The sequence below is a fragment of the Kocuria sp. SM24M-10 genome (genome assembly GCF_001027955.1).
Classification (GTDB): Bacteria; Actinomycetota; Actinomycetes; order Actinomycetales; family Micrococcaceae; genus Kocuria; species Kocuria oceani.
In genome coordinates, this window is record NZ_LDNX01000081.1 from 1 (window position 1) to 21,810 (window position 21,810).

Here is a 21,810-nt window from a genome sequence, read left to right on the forward strand (position 1 = left end):
GGGGGGGGGGGGGGACACCGTCAGGACCTGCTTATCACCGTCCGGCGCCGGGCCGGGGCCCGGGCTCGCCCCGGCGCGCCGTCGCAGCCGTCGCGCGGCAGGGCGGGGCGCCACGCCGCCGGGCGGCACCGGAGGAAGGGACGGGTCGCAGCGCGCGGCGGCGTCCGGCAGGGGCCGCTCAGGACGCGGGGCGGGCGGTGACGCGCAGCACGGCGTCGTCGCCGCCGTTGGAGGTGGTCACCCACAGCGCGCCCTCCTCGTCGAGGGTCAGCGAGCGCAGGCGGCCGTAGTCGTTCTCCAGCTCCTCCATCCGCGTGGTGCCCGTGATCCCGGCGCCCTCCACCCGGTAGACCCCCACGCCGGTGTTCTTCAGCTCCGCCACGGCGAGGGCCCCGTCCCACGCCCCCCACTGCGGGCCCTCCAGGAACGCGGCGCCGCTGACGGCCACGGTCGGGCGGCCGGAGGACCATGCGGCCTCGACCGCGTCCGGGAACTTCTCGAGGTCGGTCATCGGGGTGGACTCGTCGTAGCCGGGCACCGGGTCCCACCCGTAGTTGCCGCCGGGGCGCAGTTCGTTGATCTCGTCGTCGCGGCCGGGGCCGTGCTCCGCGGACCACATGTCGCCCGTGCCCGGCTGCACCGCGAGGCCCTGCACGTTGCGGTGGCCCAGGGTGTACACGGCGGCGGCGCTCCCCGGCCGGTCGGCGAACGGGTTGTCGTCCGGGACCGTGCCGTCGGGGTGCAGCCGCAGCGTCTTGCCCCCGAGCGAGCCGAGGTCCTGCGGGTTCTCGCCCTGGGCGGCGTCCCCGGTGCCCACGCGCAGGGTGCCGTCCGGGGCGAAGCGCAGCCGGCAGCCGCTGTGCCGGCCGGTGCTGATGGGCAGCCCGTCGACCACCGTCCCGGTGCGCTCGGCCGCCCGGGCGGAGCCGTCGAGCCGCCAGCGGGTGACCCGGACGTCGCGCGGCCCGCCGTCCTCGGTGCGCGTCGCGTGGCACAGGAAGAACTCCCGGGTCCGGTCGAACTCCGGGGACACCGCCAGCCCCATCAGCCCCGCCTCGCTGCCCACGAACAGGTCGTCCAGGTCGGCCGCGACCTCCCGGGTGCCCTGCGCGTCGTGGGCGAGCAGGCGGCCGCCGCGCTCCGTGACCAGGGCGGTGCCCCCGGGGGTCAGGGCCACGTCCCAGGGGTTGCTCAGCCCGTCGACGACGGTCTGCACCTCCAGGTCCGGGGCGCCGGCCGGGGCGCCCAGCTGCTCGCCGGCGGGTCCGAGGCCGCCCGCGGCGCAGCCGGTCAGCAGCAGCGCGGCGCACGCAGCGCCGGGACCGGTCCGGCGGGCGCTCACGGGTGTCCCCCGTTCCGGTGCTCCGGCGGGGTGCCGGGGGCGGTCGCGTCCGGGCAGCGCACGGGCGCCCACACCCGGCTCTCCCGGCGGGCGAACTCGCGCAGCGAGGTCGGCGGCCGGCCGGTGACGGCCCGCACGTCGCCGGTGAGCCGCCCGGCGAGCCCCAGGCGCGCGGTCGCGTGGATGGCTGCGGTCGTGGCCGCCATGGCGGGGTCCATCCCCAGCTGGTGACGGGCGTGCCGGACATAGGCCCGGGTCCCCGGCCGGGTGTAGGCGATCGTGCGGCCGAGCACCTCGCCCAGCACCGCCGCCACCTCGTCCCAGGTGAGGGCCTCCTCGCCCGTCGGCGTCCAGATCCGTCCGGCGTGCGCCCGCGGGTCGAGCAGGACCCGCGCGGCGACGGCGGCGACGTCCCGGGCGTCCACGAAGGCCGTCCGCCCGGTCCCGGCGGGCACGACGATCCGGCTCCGGACCCTGATGTCCGCGGCGAAGACGGTCGTCAGGTTCTGGTCGAAGTAGGACGGGCGCAGGAACGTCCACGCCAGGCCCGAACGGCGCAGCCACCGCTCCGCAGCCGCGTGCGGGAGGACGGGCACGAGACCGGCGCCCTGCACGGACAGCAGCACGACGTGCCGGACCCCGCGCTCCCGGGCCCGGACCAGGGCCGGCACCAGGTCGTGGCGCACGTCGGCGAGCTGCGGCGGGCGCACCAGGAACATCGTGCGGACACCGGCGAAGGCCGCGTCCCACGTCCCGGGGTCCGAGAAGTCGAACCGGACGCCCTCCGGGTCCCGGGGGCGGCGGGCGGCGGGGCGCACGGCCGCCCCGGCCGCCCGCAGCGCCTCGACCAGGGGACCGCCCACGTTGCCGGTGGCGCCCGTGACCAGCACCGGCGCGCTCACGCGGGCCTCGGACCGGCGGTGCTGCGGAGTGCCGCCGCCGTGACGGCCGCGGCGGCGGCCGTCACGGCGATCATCGGCGGCTGGAGCCACGGGGTGCCCTGCGTGCGCACCCACGGCCCGGACAGGGCCACGGCGCCCACCACTGCCCGCTGCCGCAGCGCGTCCCGGTCCCCCATGGTGTGCTCCTCTCCACCGTCCAGCATCCTCCCCTCGCCGCCCGCGCGGTACCCCGCGGACAGTCACGTTCTGCTGGAAAAATCAAGTGCTGAACCGTGACCGGGGGCTCAGTAGGATGGGCCGGAGCCACCGGATCTTCCTGATTTCCCTGGTGGCTGGGCCGGTGCGGGGGCGATCTCGCGCCGGCCCGCTCATGCGCCGGCGCGAGATCGCCCCTCCCCGGGTTCCCCGGCATCAACAGGTCCGCTCCTGCGCCGGCAGCGCGCCCTGGAGCAGGTAGCCGTTGACGACCTCGTCCACGCAGAGGTTGCCCCGCAGGTAGGAGCCGTGCCCCTCCCCCTCCCGGGTGAGCAGGTGCCCGCCCGCCAGCTGCTCGGCGAGCGCCTCGGACCAGGCGTAGGGCGTGGCCGGGTCCCCCGTGCCGCCGACCACGAGGACGGGCCCGGCCCCCGCCCCGTCGACCGGCGCCGGCGGGGAGACCGGCTCGTGCGGCCAGGCCCCGCAGTAGGCCTCGTCGTGGCTGAAGTAGTCCCCGAGCGTGGGGGCGGCCTCCTGCAGGCGCGCGTCCAGGGCGGCCATGGCCGCGGGGCTGTCGTCCACCGGGTAGTCCAGGCAGTCGATGGCCGTGTTCGCCTCGTTCGCGTTGGAGTACGTCCCGTCGGGACTGCGCCCGTAGGCCGAGTCCGCCAGGAACATCAGCGCCGTTCCGTCCCCGTGGTCCAGGGCCCGGCCGAGGGCCTGGCCCAGGAGCCACCAGACCCGGTCCTCGTAGAGCGGCCTGATGATCCCGGCGACCGCGTCGTCCACGGTGAGCGGCCGGCCGTCGGCGGTGGGCAGCGGCTGCGTCTCGAGCCGCTCCAGCAGGGCGTCGATCTCCGCGACGGCCTCGTCCACGGTGCCCTCGAGCGGGCAGCCGTCCTGCGGCAGGCAGGAGGCGGCGAAGACCCGCAGGGACCGCTCGAAGCCGGCGGCCTGCTGGACGCTGAGGTCGGCGATGTCCAGGGCCGGGTCGACCGCGGCGTCCAGCACGAACCGGCCGGTGCGCTCCGGGAACAGCTCGATGTAGGCCGCGCCGAGCAGGGTGCCGTAGGAGTAGCCGAGATAGGTCAGCCGGTCGTCCCCCAGGACGGCGCGCAGCAGGTCCAGGTCCCGGGCGGCGCTGTCGGTGTCGACCTCCCCCAGGAGCGGGCCGGTGGTGCTGGCGCACGCCGCGGCGAACAGCTCGGCCCGCGCGGTGAGCTCGGCGAGCCCCTCCGGGGTGTCCGGGTCCACCGGGTCGGCGCGCCAGGCGTCCACGGTGGGCCCGTCCACGCAGTCCACCGCGGTGGAGGACCCCACGCCCCGGGGGTCGAAGCCCACGACGTCGTAGGCGGCGCGCACGTCCGGGTCCAGGCCGGCCGCCCATCCCTCGATCGCCGCCGTGCCGGAGCCGCCCGGGCCGCCGAAGTTCACGAGCAGCGAGCCCTGCGGCGCGGCCGCGCCGGTGCTCGGCACCCGGGTGAGGGCGAGGTCGATCACCCCGGCGGCGGGGTCGGCGTGGTCCAGCGGAGCGCTCACCGTGGCGCACTCGGCGGCCACCCCGCACGGGGTCCACACGATCTCCTGCGCGTAGAACGGCTCGAGCCCGGGCGGGGCCTGCGCGGTGACCACCGGTGCGGTGCGCGGGACCGCGCCCGCCCCGGTGACCGGGGCGGCGGCGAGGAGGACGGTGAGGGAGAGCACGGCTGCTCCCGCGCGGGCTCGTGCGCGGTGGGGCCGCCGCGCACGGGTGCGGGGCGGAGCGGGAATGGCGGTGGGCTGGCAAGGGTGCACGGCACATCACGTCCTCGGGACGGGCGACCGGGATGCGGATCGGGATCGCGCGACGGCGCGGGCCGACCGGTGCCCACCGGTCTCGCGCGCGCCCGGACGACCGGACGTCCCGGTGCGCCGCCGGGTCCGAGCGCTCGCGACCAACTGTGCAGTGACGAGGGGCTTCAGGGTAGAGGCGCCGCGCGGCGGGGGTCAACGATGTGTCGGCGCCGCCCCCGCCGCACCCGGGTCCCCGGTGGGAGGCAGCGCGGCGGGCGGCCCGCCCACGGCGCAGTGCGTCGGCGCGACCCCCGCCCGCGGCGGGACCGGCCGCCCGGCCGGGGGCCCCGCGCGGGAGGCGGCCTGCTCGGCGGGGGTCCGGACGAGCAGCGCCGACAGCAGCCCGCCCACGACCAGCGTCCCGGCGCAGACCCGGGTGATCAGCACGAACGCGTCACGGACCCGCTCGGGTTCGGCCAGGCCGCCGTCGCCGAGCCCGCCGAGCAGCGGCAGCGCGGCGACGGCGAGCAGGCCACCGGTGCGGGCGACGGCGTTGTTCACCCCGCTGGCCAGCCCCGCCTGCTCCTCGGGCAGTGCGGCCAGGACGGTCGCGGTCAGCGGGGTGACGATCAGGGTCAGTCCGGCCCCGAACACGGTCGTGGGCACCAGGACGTCGAGCGTGTAGTCGGCCCCGGGCCCGATGCGGCCCAGCAGGGCCACGCCCAGCCCTGCGACCAGGGGGCCGAGCGTCATCAGGGGACGGGGGCCGGTCCGGCTCATGAGGGCGCCCACCGGGGCGGAGAACACCAGCATGAGCAGGGTGACGGGCAGCAGGGACAGGCCGGCCGCGAGCGGGGAGAACCCCGCGCCCACCTGCAGGGCGACGACGAGGGCGAAGAACACCGCCCCCAGGGCCGCGTAGACCAGCAGCGTGATGGCGTTCACCACGACGAACAGGCGCACCCGCAGCACCGCGGGCGGCAGGACCGGGGCGCGCGACCGCCGCTCCCACAGCAGGAACCCGGCCAGCAGCACCAGGCCCCCCGTGAGCAGGCCGAGGGGAGCGGGGGCGCCGGGGCCCGCCTCGGCCGCCGCGGTGAGCCCGTAGGTCAGCGAGCCGAGGGCCAGCACGAGCAGCGCGGAGCCGGGCAGGTCCGGCCGTGCGGCCGCCCCGGGATCCCGGGACTCGGGCACGCAGCGCAGGCTGATGACGACGACGGCCAGCGCGAGCGGCAGGTTGATCAGGAAGACCCAGCGCCAGCTCACGGCCTGCACCAGCCATCCGCCGAGGAACGGGCCGACCGCCGCGGCGACCCCCGTGAGGCCCGACCAGGCTCCGATCGCCCGGGCCCGGTCCTCGGGCGCGAACGAGGCCTGCAGGATCGCGAGGCCGGCCGGCGTCAGCAGCGCCCCGCCCACGCCCTGCGCGGCCCGGGCGAGCACGAGGACCGTGATGTCCGGGGCCAGGCCGCACAGCGCGGACGCCGCGGCGAAGACCGTCACCCCCACGAGGAAGATCCGGCGCCGGCCGTACCGGTCCCCCAGCGCTCCACCCAGGAGCACGAACGCGGCCAGGGTCAGGGCGTAGGCGTTGACGACCCAGGTCAGCCCGGCCGTTCCCGCCCCGAGGTCGGCCCCGAGGGAGGGCAGGGCGATGTTCACGACCGTCGCGTCGAGGAAGGACAGCGCCGAGCCGAGGACCGTCGCGGTGAGCACCCACCGGGCGCGGGCCTGCCCCCAGGCCAGCGGCGCCGGCGGGCGGCCGGCCGGACCGGTAACGGCGCGGGCGGAGGAGTCGTTCATCGCGGCAGGACCTGGTGCTTCCCGGGGGGCGTCACCGGTGGAGGTGCCGGCGCCAGTCGGCGGGCACCGCCCCCGCGGGGCCGGGGACCGGCTGGTCCTCCGGCCGGTGCTGCGGCGGGGCGAGCTCGGGGCCCTCCACGAAGGTGCCGGTGGCGTAGTCCCACCACCAGGACTCCCCCGGCTCGAAGCTGCGCACGTACCGGTGGCCCGTCCGCCGGTGGTGGGCGGTGGCGTGCTGGGCCGGGGAGGTGTCGCAGCACCCGATGTGCCCGCACCGGGCGCACCGGCGCAGGTGCACCCACCAGCCTCCGTCCGCCAGGCACTCGGCGCACCCGGTGCCGCTCGGACCGGCGCCCACGTCGATGTCGTCCTCGGCCATGCCGACCACCCCCGCGTCGCGGGCCGCCGCGCCGCGCGGCGCCCGGCACCACTGTCCCACGCCGGCGGGTCCTCGACCAGCCCTGGAATTCCCGGCGGGGCACCCGCACACTGGGCGGAGGAGGACGCCATGAACCACGCCGCTTTCCCCCAGATGCCGTACGAGCCCTGGCGGGAGACCCGCGAGACCCTGCACCGGTTCCTGCAGGTGGTCGGCAAGGTGCGGCTGGCGGCCGCGCCCCGCCGCAACCACTGGTGGAACGTGCCGTTCCACGTCACCGGGCGGGGCCTGACCACCCGCCCGATGGGCCGCGACCCGGTGTTCGCGATCGACCTCGACCTGCTCGACCACCGCCTGGACCTCAGCACCGCCACGGGCCTGAGGCACTCCTTCGCCCTCCCGGGACTGTCCGTGGCGGCCTTCCACGACCGCCTGCTGCACGCCCTCGGGGCCGCCGGGGTCGAGGTCGCCATCGCCGACCCCCGCCCCTTCGACCTGCCCGACTCCGGGCGTCCGTTCGCCGAGGACACCGAGCACGCCGCCTACGACCCCGCCGCCGTGACCCGGTACTGGCAGGTGCTGGGCCAGGTGAACCTGCTGCTCGAGCGGTTCGCCGGCGAGTGGTCCGGCAAGACCAGTCCCGTCCACCACTTCTGGCACACCTTCGACATCGCGGTGACCCGCTTCGCCGACACCGCCGTGGACGTCCCGCCCGGCGCGGACCCGGTGACGGGCGAGGCGTACTCGCGGGAGGTCATCAGCTCGGGGTTCTGGTTCGGCGACGACGCCTTCCCCGAGCCGGCCTTCTACTCCTACACCGCCCCGGAGCCGGACGGCCTGGCCGCCGAGCCGCTGCGGCCGGACACGGCCCGGTGGGCCGAGCGCGCCGGGAGCCACCTGGCGGTCCTGCGCTACGACGACGTCCGGGGGCTGGCCGACCCGCACGGCGCCGTCCTCGAGTTCTGGGACAGCGCCTACCGGGCCGGGGCACGCCGCAGCGCCTGGGACTTCTTCCACTACGACTGCCCGGGCGGGATCACGGACCCCCGCGTCTGAGGGACGGGGCCGGCGGTGCTCAGCCGCTCTGCCGGGCCTGGCGCCGCGGGTCGAAGAACTTCCCGAGCACCACGGTGTCCTGCACGGCGTAGCCGAGCCGCTCGTAGAAGTCCCGCGTGCCCGCGTTGCCGGTGCGCACCATCAGCTGCATCTTCGGGATGCCGCGCCCGGCCACCCACTGCTCGCACGCGGCCATCAGCGCCCGGCCCAGGCCTCTCCCCCGGTGGGAGGGCCGCACGGCCACGTAGTACACCCAGCCCCGGTGCCCGTCGTGGCCCACCATCGCGGTGCCCACGAGCCCGTCCTCCTCGACGGCGGCCAGCACCGTGGACGAGGGCCCCGCCAGGGCCCGGGCCAGGTCCGCCCGCGGGTCGTTCCACGGACGGGTCAGCCCCGCGTCCTCCCACAGGGCCACGGCGTCCTCGCACAGGTGCTCGGGCAGTCGGTCGACGATCATGCGGCCTCCTTCGACCGGCCCATGCTCTCACGCGTCGCCGCGCCGAGCGGGCGTTCTCGCCCTGCGATAACGCGTCTGGCCCGTCGTGGTGATCTGCCTCACACTCGGTGGTGACACCCGGCAGCGCCGACGAGGAGGAGACCCATGGTCTATCCCGCGAAGTACTCCGCCCTGAACGCCCTCGCCCTGACGGACGAGGCGAAGCGCACCCTGACGCGGATCGTGCGGGTCGCGTTCCCGCACCCGCAGCTCCCGGACGGCCCGTACGAACGGATGACCGAGAAGATCGTGGCGGAGGCCGAGAACTCCACCTGGTTCCGGATGGCCCTGACCCAGGGGCTGCTGACCCTCGACTCGCTGAGCGAGGAGCCGTTCGTGGACCTCCCCGACGAGGCCGCCCTGAACGTGCTCAAGCGGATCGCCGACCTCGAGTTCTTCGGGTTCATCCGCCGCACCACCGTGCTGCACCTCTACGACGACCACGAGGTGTGGGAGGCCCTGGGCTACGAGGGCGAGTCCTTCTCGAAGGGCGGCTATCTGCACCGCGGCTTCGACGACCTCGACTGGCTGCCCGATCCGCGCGTCGAGGAGTCCGAGGAGGAGCTGCCCGAGTGCGGCCGCCTCGGCTACCCGGTGGCGAGCGCCGCCCCCAAGGAGGGATGGAACCTGGACCAGCAGGGCGCCTCCGAGACCACCGAACAGCCCTTCAGCGACCTCTTCAAGGGGTCGGACGTCGTCGAGCCGGGAGAGACCGCATGACCACCACGCCCCAGGACCAGCAGCGCTCCGCCCGGATCGAGCTGGACGACGACTCCGCCGTCGTCGTCATCGGCTCCGGCGCCGGCGGGGGAACGCTGGCCCACGAGCTGACCGAGAAGGGCATCAAGGTGGTCCTGCTCGAGGCCGGGCCGCACCTGACCAGCGAGGACTGGGTCAACGACGAGTGGGAGGCCTTCCACCAGATGGCCTGGCTGGACCCCCGGACCACCACGGGGTCCTGGCGGATCGCGCGGGACTTCCCCAACCTCCCGGCGTGGCTGGTCAAGGCCGTCGGCGGGACCACCACCCACTGGTCGGGGGCCACGCCGCGGTTCAAGGCCCACGAGTTCCGCACGCGCAGCGTCTACGGGCGCGTGGACGGCGCGAACCTGCTGGACTGGCCGATCACGCTCGAGGACCTGGCCCCGTACTACGACCGCGCCGAGCGGAAGATCGGCAGCACCCACCGGCACGGCCGTCCCCCGCTGCCCGCGAACAACAACTACAAGGTGCTCGCGGCGGGCGCGCAGCGGCTCGGCTACCGGCACTACGCGACCGGCCCGTACGGGACCAACGCCGAACCGTACGACGGGCGCCCGGCGTCCGTCCAGGACGGGTTCAACTTCCAGGGCGACAAGAACCGGTCCAAGTGGTCCACGCTCGTCTCGGAGATCCCCAAGGCCCTGCGCACCGGCTGCCTCGACCTGCGCGCGGACTGCCACGCCGTGCAGATCACCCACACGGACAGGGGCCTGGTGGACAGCGTGGTCTACGTGGACGGGGACGGCCAGGTGCAGCGGCAGCGGGCACGGCTCGTGGCCGTGGCGTGCAACGCGATCGAGACGCCGCGGCTGCTGATGCTCTCGGCGTCCCCCCTGTTCCCGGACGGGCTCGCCAACTCGTCGGGGCAGCTGGGCCGCAACTACATGCGCCACACCACCGGATCGGTCTACGCGCAGTTCGACCGCCCGGTGCACATGTACCGGGGCGAGACGATGGCCGGGATCGTCGCCGACGAGTCCCGGCACGACGTGGACCGGGGGTTCGCCGGCGGCTACTACATGGAGACGATCTCCCTGGGGCCGGCCTTCCTGGCCAGCTTCGGGGACCCGGGCGCGTGGGGACCGGACTTCGCCGCCCTGCTCGACGGCTACGAGAACACCGCCGGGATGTGGGTGGTGGGCGAGGACATGCCGCAGGAGACCAACCGGGTGACCCTCAACACCACGGTGACCGACCACCTGGGCCTGCCCGTGCCCAACGTGCACTTCGACGACCACCCGAACGACGTCGCGATGCGCAACCACGGCTACCAGCAGGGCTCCCTGCTCTACGAGTCCGTGGGCGCGGTGTCCACGCACCGCACTCCGCCGTACCCGGCGACGCACAACATGGGCACGGCGCGGATGAGCGAGCGCCCCGAGGACGGGGTGACCAACGCGTTCGGCCAGAGCCACGACGTGCCGAACCTGTTCGTCTCCGACGGGTCGCTGTTCACCACCGGGGCGGCGGCCAACCCGACGCTGACGATCGTGGCGCTGGCCACACGCCAGGCCGACTACATCGCCGAGCAGCTGGCCGGCCGGCACCTGTAGCGCCGCCCCGCGGCGGGGGACCGCTCAGTCGGCCCGGCGGGCCACCGGGCAGTCCTCCGCGGCGCGCAGGGCCCGGCCCACCCGGTCGGCGGCGTCCCGCAGCACCGGCGCGATCGCCCGGTGCCGCCGCTCGAAGTCCGGCGGCCGCAACGACACCGCCACGGAGCCGAGGGTGCGGCCCGCGGCGTCGAGCACGGGCGCGGCCAGGCAGGAGGCTCCGGGCACGAACTCCTCCCGCTCCACCGCGATGCCCTCGGCGCGCACCCGCCGGAGCTCCCGGTGCAGGGTCTCCGGCGTGCGCAGCGTCCGCTCCGTCAGGCCGGGCATGCCGTGGCGCTGGAGGTACTCCGCCACCTCGTCCCGATCCATCCGGGCGAGCAGGATCTTGCCGAAGGCCGTCGCGTGGGCCGCGTCGGTGAACCCGAAGTCCAGGGGGTCGAGACGTGGCCGGCGCGGGGAGTCGACCACGTGCGCCACCACGACGGCGTCCCCGCGGTACACCGCGAAGTAGGCGGCGGCGTCGGCCGAGGCGTGCAGGTCGCGGACCGCGCGCCGGACCGTGCCGGGCGTGCCGACCTGCTGGCGCAGGGACGTGTCGAGGGCGTGCACCTTGTAGCCCAGCCCGTAGCGCCGCTGGTCCCTGAGGTGGACCACGTGCTCGGAGGCCACGAGCGTCTGCAGCAGCCGGTAGACCGAGGGCAGCGGGATCCCGAGCGCGGCGCTGATGTCCTTGGCCGTCGCCCCCCGGGGGTCCCGCGCCACGACGTCGAGCAGCGCGAAGGCCTTCTGGACGGAGGCCAGGCCGGCGTCACGTGTGGTCATGCCTCATATTGTGGCGGTCGGCGTTGCACGTGCCAATGGCCCGGGAGCGCCGCTCCCGGGCCACGGACGGTCCGGCGGAGTCCTCAGCGGACCCCTCGCCGCTCGTCGCGGCGCGGACTCACTCGACGGTGATCTCGCCCATCCGGTTCCAGCCCTGGGCGGAGATCGTCTCGCTGATGATCTGCGGGGTCTCCACGAGCGCCTGGGGTGCCTCCGCCGTGAACGTCCGGAAGTGCTCGCTGTTGACGTGCGGGCCGGCGGCGTCGTTCTCGAAGGCCTCGACGAGGACGAACTCGTTCGGGTCGTCCACGCTGCGGGACCAGTCGAACCACAGGTTGCCCGGCTCCTGGCGGGTGGCCTCCGTGAAGTCCCGCGAGAAGTCGATCCAGCGCTCCGACCACTCCGGCTTCACCTTGAACTTGACGACGATGAAGATCATCCCTGCTCCCTTCTCGGCGGACGCCCGGGGTGCGGGGCCCGGTGCTCTCCTGGTCAGTGTCGCGGTCCGCGGCACGGCCCGCCAAGGCAGGTTATCGCGGACCGATAACCCCGGGGCGCCCCTCGACCCGCCGGTGCCCGGCGGCTCCGGCCCGGATCCCGGGGCCGGGCGGCAGGAGACGCCGCCCGGGTGAGATCATGGGCCCATGAGCCGCAACCTCACCACCGCCCTCGTGGACGACCTGCGGGCACGCATCGTCGACGGGCGCATCGCCCCCGGCGAGCGCCTGCCCAGCGAGAGCAGCCTGATCGCCGAGCACGGGGTGAGCCGGACGGTGGTCCGGGAGGCCGTCGCCCGGCTCCAGGCCGAGGGCCTCGTGCACACGCGGCGGGGCAGCGGCAGCTTCGCCCTCACCCCGCCGGCCGCTCCCGCCGGGGTCGGGCGGCCCGTGCGGACGCTGCGGGACCGCCGCAGCCTGCTCGCCTTCCGCACCGGGGTGGAGTCCGAGGCCGCGGCGCTGGCCGCCACGGCCCGCGACGAGCAGCAGCTCGCCCGGATGGAGCAGGAGCTGCTGCTCACGGAGCAGGACGCGGACCACCCGGCCGCCGCCCTGGAGCACGACTTCGAGTTCCACCGGACCGTCGCCGAGGCCAGCCACAACCCCTACTACGTCGACGCCCTGACCGGCCTGGGTCCGGCCATGATCACCATGCCGCCGCGCCGGCTCGACGGCGCCGGGCCCGGCGGCCGCACGACCCGGGTCGTGGCCGAGCACCGGGCGGTCCTGGACGCCATCCGGGCCGGTGACCCGCTGGCGGCGTCGGCCGCCATGCGCCTGCACCTGGCGAACTCGCTGTGGCGCCTGGAGGCCGAGGCGGGCGGTCCCGTGAGCCGCACGGCCGTCCCGGTCGAGGACTGAGCCGGGGATGCGCGAGATCGAGGTGGTCGCCGGCACAGCGGTGTCGCCGGTGCAGATGCTGCGGGCCCTGCGGGACCAGCCCGGGCTGGTGGCCCTGTTCGGGGACTGGGACGGCGGGGACGCCCTGATCGGCTTCCGGCCCGTGCACGTGCTGGCCCCGGAGGAGGACCCCTTCGCCGCCCTGGACACGGTGCCTCCGTCGGCCGCTCCGGGCACGGTGGCCCCGCTCGCGGCCTCGGGCACGGCGCTCCCGCTCGCCGACCCGGGCACGGTGGCCCCGGGGCCGGCCGGGGCGAGGGCGGACGGGCCCGGCGCCGCGGCGGCCGGCCCGGGCTGGATCGGGTACCTCGGCTACCAGCTGTCCCGGCGGCTGGAGCGCCTCCCGGCGCCCCCGCCGCGCCCGGCGCGGCTGCCGGAGCACCACCTGGGCTTCTACGACCACGTGCTGCGCCGGCGGGCCGACCACGGGGACTGGGTGCTCGAGCGGTGGCCCGGGGCCGATCCGGCCCGGACGGCCGCGGCCCGCCGGATCGTCCGGGAGGCGCTGGCGGGCCCGAGCGGCCCGGAGGCCTACCGGTGCGGGCCCTTCCGCGCGGACGCCTCCGCTGCGGAGCACGCCGCCGCCGTGACCGCGGCGCTCGGGCACATCCGGGACGGTGACATCTTCCAGGCCAACATCTGCCGCGGCCTCGAGGCCGGCTTCGAGGGCGACCCCCTGGACCTCTTCTGCGCCGGGCACGAACGGCTGGCCCCGCGCTTCGCGGCCTTCCTGCGGCTGCCCGGCGGTGCCGTGGCCAGCCTGTCGCCGGAGCTGTTCCTGCGCCGCACCGGGCGTGCCGTGCTCAGCTCCCCCATCAAGGGCACCGCGCCGGCCGTCACCGACCCGGCGGAGCTGCACGCCTCGGCGAAGAACCGGGCCGAGAACGTCATGATCGTGGACCTGATGCGCAACGACCTCTCCCGGGCGTGCGTGCCCGGGTCCGTGCGAGCGCCGGCCGCACCCCGGGTCGAGCCGCACACCGGGGTCCACCACCTCGTGGCGGACGTGCGGGGCCGGCTGCGTGCGGGCCTCGGCGACGGCGACCTGCTGCGGGCCACGTTTCCGCCCGGCTCCTGCACGGGTGCCCCCAAGATCCGGGCCATGGAGATCATCAACGCGCTCGAACCGGCCGGCCGCGAGGTCTACACGGGCGCCGTCGGCTGCGCCGGCCCGGGCGGCCTGGTGCTCAACGTGGCGATCCGCACGTTCGAGTTCACCGGGAACCGGGTCCGGCTCGGCGTGGGCGGCGGGATCGTGGCCGACTCGGACCCCGCCGACGAGGCCCACGAGACGCTCGTCAAGGCGGTGCCCCTGCTCGACGCCGTCGGGGCGGAGCTGGACGCCGCCCTGCGGCAGGACTGGGACCTGCACGGCGTGCCGAGCGCGCCCGGGCCGGCGGACCGGGCCCCGCTCTTCGAGCTGCCGGCCCGGGCCCCGCTGCACGCCGAGGGCGTGTTCACCACTCTCCTCGTGGAGGAGGGGGAACCCGTCCAGCTCGACGCCCATCTGCGCCGCCTCGGCGCCAGCTGCCTGGCCTGCTGCGGCACGGAGCTGCCGCGGGGCGTCCGCGAGGAGGTGCTGGAGCACGCCGCCGGGCTGACCGGCCCCCACCGGCTGCGGATCGCGGCGGCGCCCACCCCGAAAGGAACCCTGGACGTGCGGGTGACGGCCACGGCGCTGCCGCCGGGACCGGTGCCCCCGTGGCGGCTGGTCCCCGTGCGGCTGACCGGCGGCCTGGGCGCGCACAAGTGGGCGGACCGGCGGGTGCTCGTCCACGAGCCCGAGCCCGGGCTGTGGTCGCGCAGCTGCGACCCCCTGCTGGTGGACGCCGACGGCACGGTCCTGGAGACCGGTCGCGCCAACGTCTTCGCGGTGCTCGGCGGCACCGTGGTCACCCCGCCCGCGGACGGCCGCATCCTGCCCGGGGTGGTGCGGGCCCGCGCGCTCGAGGCCCTGCGCCGATCGGGGCGCCCGGTCGGCGAGCGGCCGCTGCGGCTCGGGGAGCTCGCCGCGGCCACGGAGGTGTTCGTGACCAACTCGGTGGTCGGCGCCCACCCCGTCGGCTCCGTGGACGGGGTGGCCCGGTGGGAACCAGGCCCCGTCCAGCACTCCCTGACCCGCGCCCTCCGCCGAGGGCGCGGGTGACCGCGGGTGACGGCGAGCGCGCACGGGCGGGTCGCCGTCACCTGCGGCCTCGACGTGAGGCGAGGAGAGGTGGGACGGAGTGAGGGCGGCGGGGCGGGTCAGAAGACGATCGTCTGGCGGGCGTGGCGGACGACCCGGTCCTGGCAGTGCCACAGCACCGCGCGGGCGAGCACCTGCCGCTCCACGTCGGCGCCGCGCCGTGCGAAGTCCTGGGCGGTGTCCCGGTGGGAGACCCGCACCACGTCCTGCTCGATGATCGGTCCCTCGTCGAGGTCCTCGGTGACGTAGTGCGCCGTGGCGCCGATGATCTTCACGCCGCGCTCCTTGGCCTTGCGGTAGGGCTCCGCGCCCACGAAGGCGGGCAGGAACGAGTGGTGGATGTTGATCACCGGCACGCCCACGGCCTCGAGGAACGGCGAGGAGAGGATCTGCATGTAGCGGGCCAGCACCACGAGGTCGACGTTGCCGTCCAGCAGCCGCAGGTGCTCCGCCTCGGCGACCGCCTTGTCCTCGGTGGGGACGTGGAAGAAGGGGATGCCGAAGCCCCGGACCTCCTGCGCCAGGTCCGGGTGGTTGGAGACGACCATCGAGATCGTCACGGGCAGCTCGCCGCGGCGCTGGCGCCAGATGAGGTCCAGCAGGCAGTGGTCGGACCGGGAGGCGAAGACCGCCACCCGCCGGGGCGCCGAGAGGTCCGTGAACCGCCACTGCAGGTCGAAGCCGCCCGTGAGGGCCGCGGCGAGGTCCTGCTCGAGCACGGGCCGCAGCGCCGGGTAGGCGGGCAGGTGGAAGACCGTGCGCTGGAAGAACGCCCCGCCCTCGGGGTCGTCGGAGTGCTGGTCCAGCGCCACGATGTTCGCCCCGTGCCGGGCCAGCACGGAGGTCACGACGGCGACGATGCCCGGCTGGTCCCGGCCGTGCACCACGAGGCTGGCGTGGTCGGGGCGGAGCACGGACTGCTGCGGAGGCCTCATGGCGCCACCCGCTCCCCGCCGAACTGCCGGACCCAGCAGGCCGTGGCCCCCAGCCCGCCGAAGGTGTAGAAGTGCAGCCGCACCGGACCGTGGGCTTCGGCGTCGTAGCCCGCGGCGAGGTCGTGCAGGAAGCGGTCGGGACCCGCGGTGCCCAGCAGGTGCGTGAGGGAGAGACCGTACTTCTGCGCGATCCCCGCCGAGGTGGCCACGCCGAAGCGGCGGGCGTGGCCGAGCAGCCGGCGGACCCCCGCCGGACCCGGCACGCCGATCCGCACCGGGGCGTCGATCCCGCGGCGGCGCGCCTCGGCCAGCCACGACAGGACCGGGGCGGTGTCGAAGCCGAACTGGGTGAACACCGTGGCCTCGAGGCCCTGCTCGCGCAGGGCGGCCGTCTTGGCCGCCAGCGCCGACCACAGGACGTCGTCGTCGACGGCGGGGTGGCCCTCCGGGTAGCCGCCGATGCCCACGCCGCGCACGCCGTGGCGCTGGAGGGCCCCGCTGCGGATGACCGCGAGGGCGTCCTCGTAGGGACCCTGCGGGGTCCCGGGGTCACCGCCCACGACGAGCACCTGCTCGGCGGCCCCGGCCTCCGCGAGGTGCACGAGGAAGGCGTCGAGCTCGTCCCGGGAGCGCAGCCGCCGCGCCGAGACGTGGGGCACCGGCACGAACCCGTGCTCGCGCACGGCCCGGGCGGCGGCCACGCGCAGCGCCGGATCCTCGTGAGCGAGGAACGTGACGTTGATCCGGGTGCCCGGGGGGATCCCCGGGCCCGCCTCCTGCAGGGCGGGCACGTCCCGGCCCGTCATCTCCAGCGAGAAGCCCGGGAGCATCTGCACGGCGGCCGGGCTCCCGGTGGGCGTGCTGGTCGGCATGGGTCCCGTCCTCTCCACGGCGCCGGACCGGCCGGGCGCTCCGCACGGGCGTCCACGCCCGCGCACGGCAGGTGCCACCAGTATGCACAGCGCCCTCCCGGGAGGAACACCGCGCCCCGCCCAGGCCTCATCGCCGCCCCGAGTGGCTCGTGCAGAGCAGGGCACCCTGCCGGCCGGGGACGCGGCAGGAGGCGGAAATATCCTCGCACCACCCCTTGACTCGTGAGCTGGCTCACAGATACGGTTTGGAAAACGCTTTCCAGCACTCAGGACCGAGCACCAGGAGACACGATCGACATGAAGCGCACCGGACCTCTCGCCAAGGCCGTCACGGCCCTCGCCGTATCCGCCCTCGCCCTCACCGGCTGCGGCGGCGGCGACAGCGCCGCAGCCGACGGCGACGTCGAGCTCCGGTTCGCCTGGTGGGGCTCGGACACCCGCCACCAGCGCACCCAGGAGATCATCGACGCCTTCGAGGAGCAGAACCCCGGCATCACCGTGACCGGCGAGTACGGCGACTGGGCCGGCTACTGGGACAAGCTCGCCACCCAGACGGCCTCCAACGACGCCCCGGACGTCATCCAGATGGACGCGAAGTACATCCGCGAGTACGCCGACAACGGCGCGCTGCTGGACCTCTCGGACATGGATCTCGGCGAGCTCAGCGAGGACGTCGTGGAGAACGGCCGCACCGAGGAGGGCCTGTTCGGCGTGACCACCGGCGTCAACGCCATGGCCATCATGGCCAACCCCACGATCTTCCAGGAGGCCGGCGTCGAGCTGCCCGACGACACCACCTGGACGTGGGAGGACTTCTCCGACGTCGCCCAGCAGGTCACGGAGGGCAGCGACGCGTACGGCGCCGCCGGCCCGGCGGAGCCCGACACCTTCCAGATCTGGCTGCGCCAGCAGGGCAAGGAGCTGACCACCCCTGAGGGCGAGCTCGGCTTCGACGCGGCGGACGCCGCCGAGTACCTGGAGATGCAGCACCGGATGATGCAGGAGGGCGCCCTGCCCCCCGCCTCGGTCGTGGCCGAGGACCAGGCGCCCAACCCGGACCAGTCCCTGACGGGCACCAACGGCGCCGCGATGGGCGCGTGGTGGACCAACCAGCTGAGCTCTGTCAGCGACGCGTCGGGCAACGACCTCGTCCCGCTGCGCTTCCCGAGCATGGACGGCACGGCGGAGGGGGCCGCCCTCTACTACAAGCCAGCGATGTTCATGTCGGCCTCCGCCCGCACGGAGCACCCGGAGGAGGTCAAGAAGTTCATCGACTTCATGGTCAACAGCGAGGAGGCCGGCCTGCTCAACCTCGCCGACCGGGGCCTGCCCGCCAACGAGTCGGTGCGCGAGGCCGTGGTCCCGGAGATGAACGAGGCAGACGCCCGCTCCGCGGAGTTCCTCGAGGAGATCGAGCCGGAGCTGGGCGATCCGACGCCGATCCCGCCGCTGGGCTACAGCACCCTGCAGGAGATCCTGTACCGCTACGAGCTGGAGGTGTTCTTCGACCGGGCGAGCCCGCAGGAGGCCGCCGAGCGGATGATCTCCGAGATGGAGTCGGCGATCAGCTGACCCGCACGCGCCGCGGGCGCCGGCCGGACCGGCGCCCGCGGCGCGGCCCGGCCCGCACCCGCGGACCCCAGTCCCTCCGCGGCCGACACCGGCGGCGGAGGGACTTCGCACGTCCGCGCACGCGGCCGTCGACACCACGGCCGCGCAGGACCCCTCGAGCACGACCTCTAGTCATACAAGTTTCCAACTTGTACTATTCGTGGTGTCCACCCCACATCCAGCACGAGGACCCACCATGACCTACACCCCGGACGCCGTCCGCCACCTGCAGCTGTCCACCGTCACCCTGCCGCTGAGCACCCCAATCTCCGACGCCAAGGTGTTCACCGGCCGGCAGCGGCCGATGACCGAGGTCGTCTTCCTCGTCGCCGAGATCAGCACCGAGCAGGGCCACTCGGGAGTGGGGTTCAGCTACTCCAAGCGCGCGGGCGGGCCGGCCCAGTACGCCCACGCCAAGGAGGTCGCCGAAGGGCTCATCGGCGAGGACCCCAGTGACATCGCCAAGGTGTACGACAAGCTGCTGTGGGCGGGAGCCTCGGTGGGCCGCTCCGGGGTGGCCACACAGGCACTGGCCGCGATCGACGTGGCCCTGTGGGACCTCAAGGCCAAGCGGGCCGGCCTGCCGCTGGCCAAGCTCCTGGGCGCCCACCGGGACTCGGTGCGCACCTACAACACCTCCGGCGGCTTCCTGCACGCCTCCCTGGAGGAGGTCAAGGACCGCGCCACGGCCTCCCTCGAGGCCGGCATCGGCGGGATCAAGATCAAGGTGGGCCTGCCCGACTCGGCGGAGGACCTCCGGCGCGTGGCCGGCGTGCGCGAGCACATCGGGGCCACCGTGCCCCTCATGGTCGACGCGAACCAGCAGTGGGACCGGGCGACCGCCCTGCGCATGGGCCGGAGGCTCGAGGAGTTCGACCTCACCTGGATCGAGGAGCCGCTGGACGCCTACGACGCCGAGGGCCACGCCCGGCTCACGGCCACCCTGGACACCCCGATCGCCACCGGCGAGATGCTCGCCTCGGTCGCCGAGCACGCGCGGCTCATCGACGCCCGGGCCTGCGACATCATCCAGCCCGACGCCCCGCGGGTGGGCGGGATCACGCAGTTCCTGCGCCTGGCCGCCCTGGCCGACCAGCGCGGCCTGGACCTCGCCCCGCACTTCGCCATGGAGATCCACCTGCACCTGGCCGCCGCCTATCCGCGCGAGCCCTGGGTGGAGCACTTCGACTGGCTCGACCCCCTCTTCGAGGAGCGCCTCGAGACCCGCGACGGCCGCATGCTGGTCCCCGCACGCCCCGGACTGGGCATCACGCTCAGCGAGCAGGCCCGCGCCTGGACCACCGACAGCGCAGCGTTCGGCACCGCGTAGTCGAGCACGGCCCGGGGTCGCCCGGTCCGCCCGAACACGTCCGCACCACCTCTTGACCCGTGAGCTGGATCACAGTTAGTATTGGGAAAACGCTTTCCATCACCGCCCCGACCCAGGAGACACGATCGACATGAAGCGCACCGGACCTCTCGCCAAGGCCGTCACGGCCCTCGCCGTGTCGGCTCTCGCCCTCACCGGCTGCGGCGGCGGCGACAGCGCCGCCGCCGACGGTGACGTCGAGCTCCGTTTCGCCTGGTGGGGTTCGGACACCCGCCACCAGCAGACGCAGAAGATCATCGACGCCTTCGAGGAGGAGAACCCGGGCATCACGGTGACCGGCGAGTACGGCGACTGGTCCGGGTACTGGGACAAACTGGCCACGCAGACGGCCTCCAGCGATGCCCCGGACGTCATCCAGATGGAGGAGAAGTACATCCGCGAGTACGCCGACAACGGCGCGCTGCTGGACCTCTCCGACGTGGACGTGAGCGAGATCGACGAGGGCGTCGTGGAGAGCGGCCGCACCGAGGAGGGCCTGTTCGGTGTGGCCACGGGCGTGAACATCATGGCGCTGGTGGCCAACCCGGCGCTGTTCGAGGAGGCCGGCGTCGAGCTGCCGGACGACAGCACGTGGACCTGGCAGGACTACTCGGACGTCGCGGCGCAGATCACGGAGAACTCGGACGCCTACGGGGCCAGCGGACCGAACGAGCCGGCGGGCTTCCAGATCTGGCTGCGGCAGCAGGGCAAGGAGATGACCACCCCCGAGGGCGAGCTCGGCTTCGAGGTGGCCGACGCGGCCGAGTACCTGGAGCTGCAGAAGCAGCTGATCGAGGACGGGGCCCTGCCCCCGGCCTCGGTGCTCACCGAGGACCAGAGCCCGGGCCCAGACCAGTCCCTGACGGGCACCAACGGCGCCGCGATGGGCATGTGGTGGACCAACCAGCTGAGCGCCCTGAATGCGGCGTCCGGCAACGACCTCCTCCCCCTGAGGTGGCCCGGTACCCGGGATCCCGGCTCGAGCTCAAGCCCACCGGGGCGGCGTTCCACACCCGCACGATGACGGACCAGGCGTCGTCCGCCCGCGCCGAGCAGGAGATGATCGAGGCCTTCGAGCAGCTGGACGGACTGAAGGTCACCCCGGGCCAGCACGTGGTCGAGTCCTCGGTGCACTCCGCCACGAAGGGCGAGGGCATCACGGCGTTCATGCAGGCGACCGGTGCGGAGGTCACCCTCTTCGCCGGCGACGACGTCACGGACGAGAACGCCATGCGAGAACTCGGCCCGGACGATCTCGGCATCAAGGTGGGCAACGGTGAGAGCGCGGCGGCGCACCGGGTCGCGTCCCCGGCCGAACTGGCCGGAGTGCTCGCCCGGCTGGCTGAGCTGCGGAGCACCGCTCTGTCCTGAGCGCGGGCGCCGCCGAGGCCGCGGCGGCGCGTCGATGGGACGCCGGTGGCGCCGGAGGCATGACCGTGATTAGGATCACTGTGGCCCCCGTCACCTGTGGGGGTTGCTCTTCTCCTTCGGATCGTCCGGCACGTGCCTGCCGGGAAAGAGGCTTGTTCCATGTCTGCTGTGCGCTACGCGAATGTCACCTGTCAGTACCCGGGGGCCGAGCGGCCCTCGGTCACCGATCTGGACCTGGAGGTGGCCGACGGGGAGTTCCTGGTCCTGGTCGGACCCTCCGGGTGCGGCAAATCCACCACCCTGCGGATGCTGGCCGGCCTGGAGGAGGTCACCGCCGGGAACATCTACATCGGGGACCGCGACGTCACCGACGTGCCCTCGCGGGACCGCGACATCGCGATGGTCTTCCAGAACTACGCCCTCTACCCGCACATGACCGTGGCCGAAAACATGGGCTTCGCCCTGAAGATCGCCAAGGTCCCCGCCGAGGAGCGAAAGCGCCGGGTGGAGGAGGCCGCCAAGATCCTGGATCTGACCGACTACCTCGACCGCAAGCCCAAAGCGCTGTCCGGCGGGCAGCGCCAGCGGGTGGCGATGGGCCGGGCCATCGTGCGCTCCCCGCAGGTGTTCCTGATGGACGAGCCGCTGTCGAACCTGGACGCGAAGCTGCGCGTGCAGACCCGCACCCAGATCGCCTCCCTCACCCGCCGCCTGGGCGTGACCACCGTCTACGTCACCCACGACCAGGTCGAGGCGATGACCATAGGCGATAGGGTCGCCGTGCTCAAGGACGGGGTGCTGATGCAGGTCGACACCCCCCGGGCCCTCTACGACCGCCCGGCCACCGAGTTCGTCGCCGGGTTCATCGGCTCCCCGGCGATGAACCTCTTCCGCTCCCCGGTCACCGACACCGGGGTGAACCTGGGCACCCTGGCCATTCCGCTGAGCCCCGCCCAGCGGGCGGCACTGACCGGCAACCAGGTCACC

General features: G+C 74.5%; 21 protein-coding genes. 10 read left to right on the top strand and 11 right to left on the bottom strand.

Translation table 11 applies throughout. From position 1 onward, the window contains the following. Positions 1-178: 178 nt before the first annotated feature. The 6 genes from ABL57_RS09440 to ABL57_RS09465 all read right to left on the bottom strand — a co-directional run bounded on the left by ABL57_RS09440 (position 179) and on the right by ABL57_RS09465 (position 6,394). On the bottom strand, positions 179-1,342 hold the full coding sequence (locus ABL57_RS09440; RefSeq protein WP_047803230.1) for a sorbosone dehydrogenase family protein: 1,164 nt from the start codon (positions 1,340-1,342) through the stop codon (positions 179-181). Further along, positions 1,339-2,244, bottom strand: a complete 906-nt coding sequence (locus ABL57_RS09445) for an NmrA family NAD(P)-binding protein (RefSeq protein ID WP_160310783.1) — start codon at positions 2,242-2,244, stop codon at positions 1,339-1,341. The genes ABL57_RS09440 and ABL57_RS09445 overlap by 4 nt, the downstream gene beginning before the upstream one ends. Further along, positions 2,241-2,420, bottom strand: a complete 180-nt coding sequence (locus ABL57_RS22300) for a hypothetical protein (protein ID WP_047803216.1) — start codon at positions 2,418-2,420, stop codon at positions 2,241-2,243. Before ABL57_RS22300 ends, ABL57_RS09445 begins: the two co-directional genes overlap by 4 nt. A gap of 235 nt (positions 2,421-2,655) precedes the next feature. Beyond that, positions 2,656-4,143, bottom strand: coding sequence for an alpha/beta hydrolase (locus ABL57_RS09455; RefSeq protein ID WP_053004868.1), 1,488 nt, complete (start codon positions 4,141-4,143; stop codon positions 2,656-2,658). Positions 4,144-4,425: 282 nt separating this feature from the next. After that, entirely contained in the window at positions 4,426-6,015 is a 1,590-nt protein-coding gene (locus ABL57_RS09460; protein ID WP_082157343.1) for an MFS transporter, read from the bottom strand. A gap of 31 nt (positions 6,016-6,046) precedes the next feature. Then, complete coding sequence (locus ABL57_RS09465; protein WP_047803234.1) at positions 6,047-6,394, bottom strand: UBP-type zinc finger domain-containing protein; 348 nt, start codon at positions 6,392-6,394, stop codon at positions 6,047-6,049. A gap of 129 nt (positions 6,395-6,523) precedes the next feature. Between ABL57_RS09465 and ABL57_RS09470 the strand changes: the two genes are divergently transcribed. After that, a complete protein-coding gene (locus ABL57_RS09470) occupies positions 6,524-7,450 on the top strand; it encodes a DUF5996 family protein (RefSeq protein ID WP_047803217.1) in 927 nt (308 codons plus the stop codon). A 19-nt stretch (positions 7,451-7,469) separates the two neighbouring features. On the opposite strand, the gene ABL57_RS09475 is transcribed toward ABL57_RS09470, so the two are convergent. Continuing rightward, positions 7,470-7,907 carry a GNAT family acetyltransferase gene (locus ABL57_RS09475; protein WP_047803218.1) on the bottom strand — a complete coding sequence of 146 codons (438 nt, stop codon included), beginning with the start codon at positions 7,905-7,907 and terminating at the stop codon, positions 7,470-7,472. Between the two features lie 144 nt (positions 7,908-8,051). Here ABL57_RS09475 and ABL57_RS09480 point away from each other — a divergent pair, with 144 nt between their 5' ends. Next, positions 8,052-8,666: a hypothetical protein gene (locus tag ABL57_RS09480; RefSeq protein WP_047803219.1), complete on the top strand. Its 615-nt coding sequence runs from the start codon at positions 8,052-8,054 to the stop codon at positions 8,664-8,666. Beyond that, on the top strand, positions 8,663-10,261 hold the full coding sequence (locus ABL57_RS09485) for a GMC family oxidoreductase (protein WP_047803220.1): 1,599 nt from the start codon (positions 8,663-8,665) through the stop codon (positions 10,259-10,261). The genes ABL57_RS09480 and ABL57_RS09485 overlap by 4 nt, the downstream gene beginning before the upstream one ends. A 24-nt stretch (positions 10,262-10,285) precedes the next feature. On the opposite strand, the gene ABL57_RS09490 is transcribed toward ABL57_RS09485, so the two are convergent. Then, positions 10,286-11,083 carry an IclR family transcriptional regulator gene (locus ABL57_RS09490; RefSeq protein WP_047803221.1) on the bottom strand — a complete coding sequence of 266 codons (798 nt, stop codon included), beginning with the start codon at positions 11,081-11,083 and terminating at the stop codon, positions 10,286-10,288. Between the two features lie 118 nt (positions 11,084-11,201). After that, positions 11,202-11,522 (bottom strand): putative quinol monooxygenase, encoded by a 321-nt coding sequence (locus tag ABL57_RS09495; RefSeq protein ID WP_047803222.1) that lies wholly within the window; start codon positions 11,520-11,522, stop codon positions 11,202-11,204. 205 nt (positions 11,523-11,727) lie between these two features. Between ABL57_RS09495 and ABL57_RS09500 the strand changes: the two genes are divergently transcribed. Together ABL57_RS09500 and ABL57_RS09505 are read left to right on the top strand one after the other, a co-directional pair. Further along, positions 11,728-12,441, top strand: coding sequence for a FadR/GntR family transcriptional regulator (locus ABL57_RS09500; RefSeq protein WP_047803223.1), 714 nt, complete (start codon positions 11,728-11,730; stop codon positions 12,439-12,441). A gap of 7 nt (positions 12,442-12,448) precedes the next feature. Then, positions 12,449-14,626, top strand: a complete 2,178-nt coding sequence (locus ABL57_RS09505) for a bifunctional anthranilate synthase component I family protein/class IV aminotransferase (protein ID WP_047803224.1) — start codon at positions 12,449-12,451, stop codon at positions 14,624-14,626. A 98-nt stretch (positions 14,627-14,724) separates the two neighbouring features. Here the strand turns inward: ABL57_RS09505 and purU are convergent, their stop codons facing one another. Both purU and ABL57_RS09515 read right to left on the bottom strand, forming a co-directional pair. Further along, complete coding sequence (gene purU / locus ABL57_RS09510; protein WP_047803225.1) at positions 14,725-15,600, bottom strand: formyltetrahydrofolate deformylase; 876 nt, start codon at positions 15,598-15,600, stop codon at positions 14,725-14,727. Beyond that, positions 15,597-16,472, bottom strand: a complete 876-nt coding sequence (locus tag ABL57_RS09515; RefSeq protein WP_047803226.1) for a 5,10-methylenetetrahydrofolate reductase — start codon at positions 16,470-16,472, stop codon at positions 15,597-15,599. The genes purU and ABL57_RS09515 overlap by 4 nt, the downstream gene beginning before the upstream one ends. A 297-nt stretch (positions 16,473-16,769) precedes the next feature. Here ABL57_RS09515 and ABL57_RS09520 point away from each other — a divergent pair, with 297 nt between their 5' ends. From ABL57_RS09520 to ABL57_RS09540, 5 genes are all read left to right on the top strand, one after another. Next, positions 16,770-18,044: an ABC transporter substrate-binding protein gene (locus ABL57_RS09520; RefSeq protein WP_047803227.1), complete on the top strand. Its 1,275-nt coding sequence runs from the start codon at positions 16,770-16,772 to the stop codon at positions 18,042-18,044. A gap of 235 nt (positions 18,045-18,279) precedes the next feature. Continuing rightward, positions 18,280-19,413: a mandelate racemase/muconate lactonizing enzyme family protein gene (locus ABL57_RS09525; RefSeq protein WP_047803228.1), complete on the top strand. Its 1,134-nt coding sequence runs from the start codon at positions 18,280-18,282 to the stop codon at positions 19,411-19,413. Between the two features lie 130 nt (positions 19,414-19,543). Beyond that, the gene (locus tag ABL57_RS09530; protein WP_053004869.1) at positions 19,544-20,476 is read left to right on the top strand and encodes an ABC transporter substrate-binding protein; all 933 of its coding nucleotides are present in this window, start codon (positions 19,544-19,546) and stop codon (positions 20,474-20,476) included. Then, complete coding sequence (locus tag ABL57_RS09535; RefSeq protein ID WP_238986023.1) at positions 20,407-20,823, top strand: trehalose-phosphatase; 417 nt, start codon at positions 20,407-20,409, stop codon at positions 20,821-20,823. The genes ABL57_RS09530 and ABL57_RS09535 overlap by 70 nt, the downstream gene beginning before the upstream one ends. Positions 20,824-20,982: 159 nt before the next feature. After that, positions 20,983-21,810: ABC transporter ATP-binding protein (locus ABL57_RS09540; RefSeq protein WP_047803236.1), on the top strand; the 828-nt coding region annotated here is incomplete at its 3' end.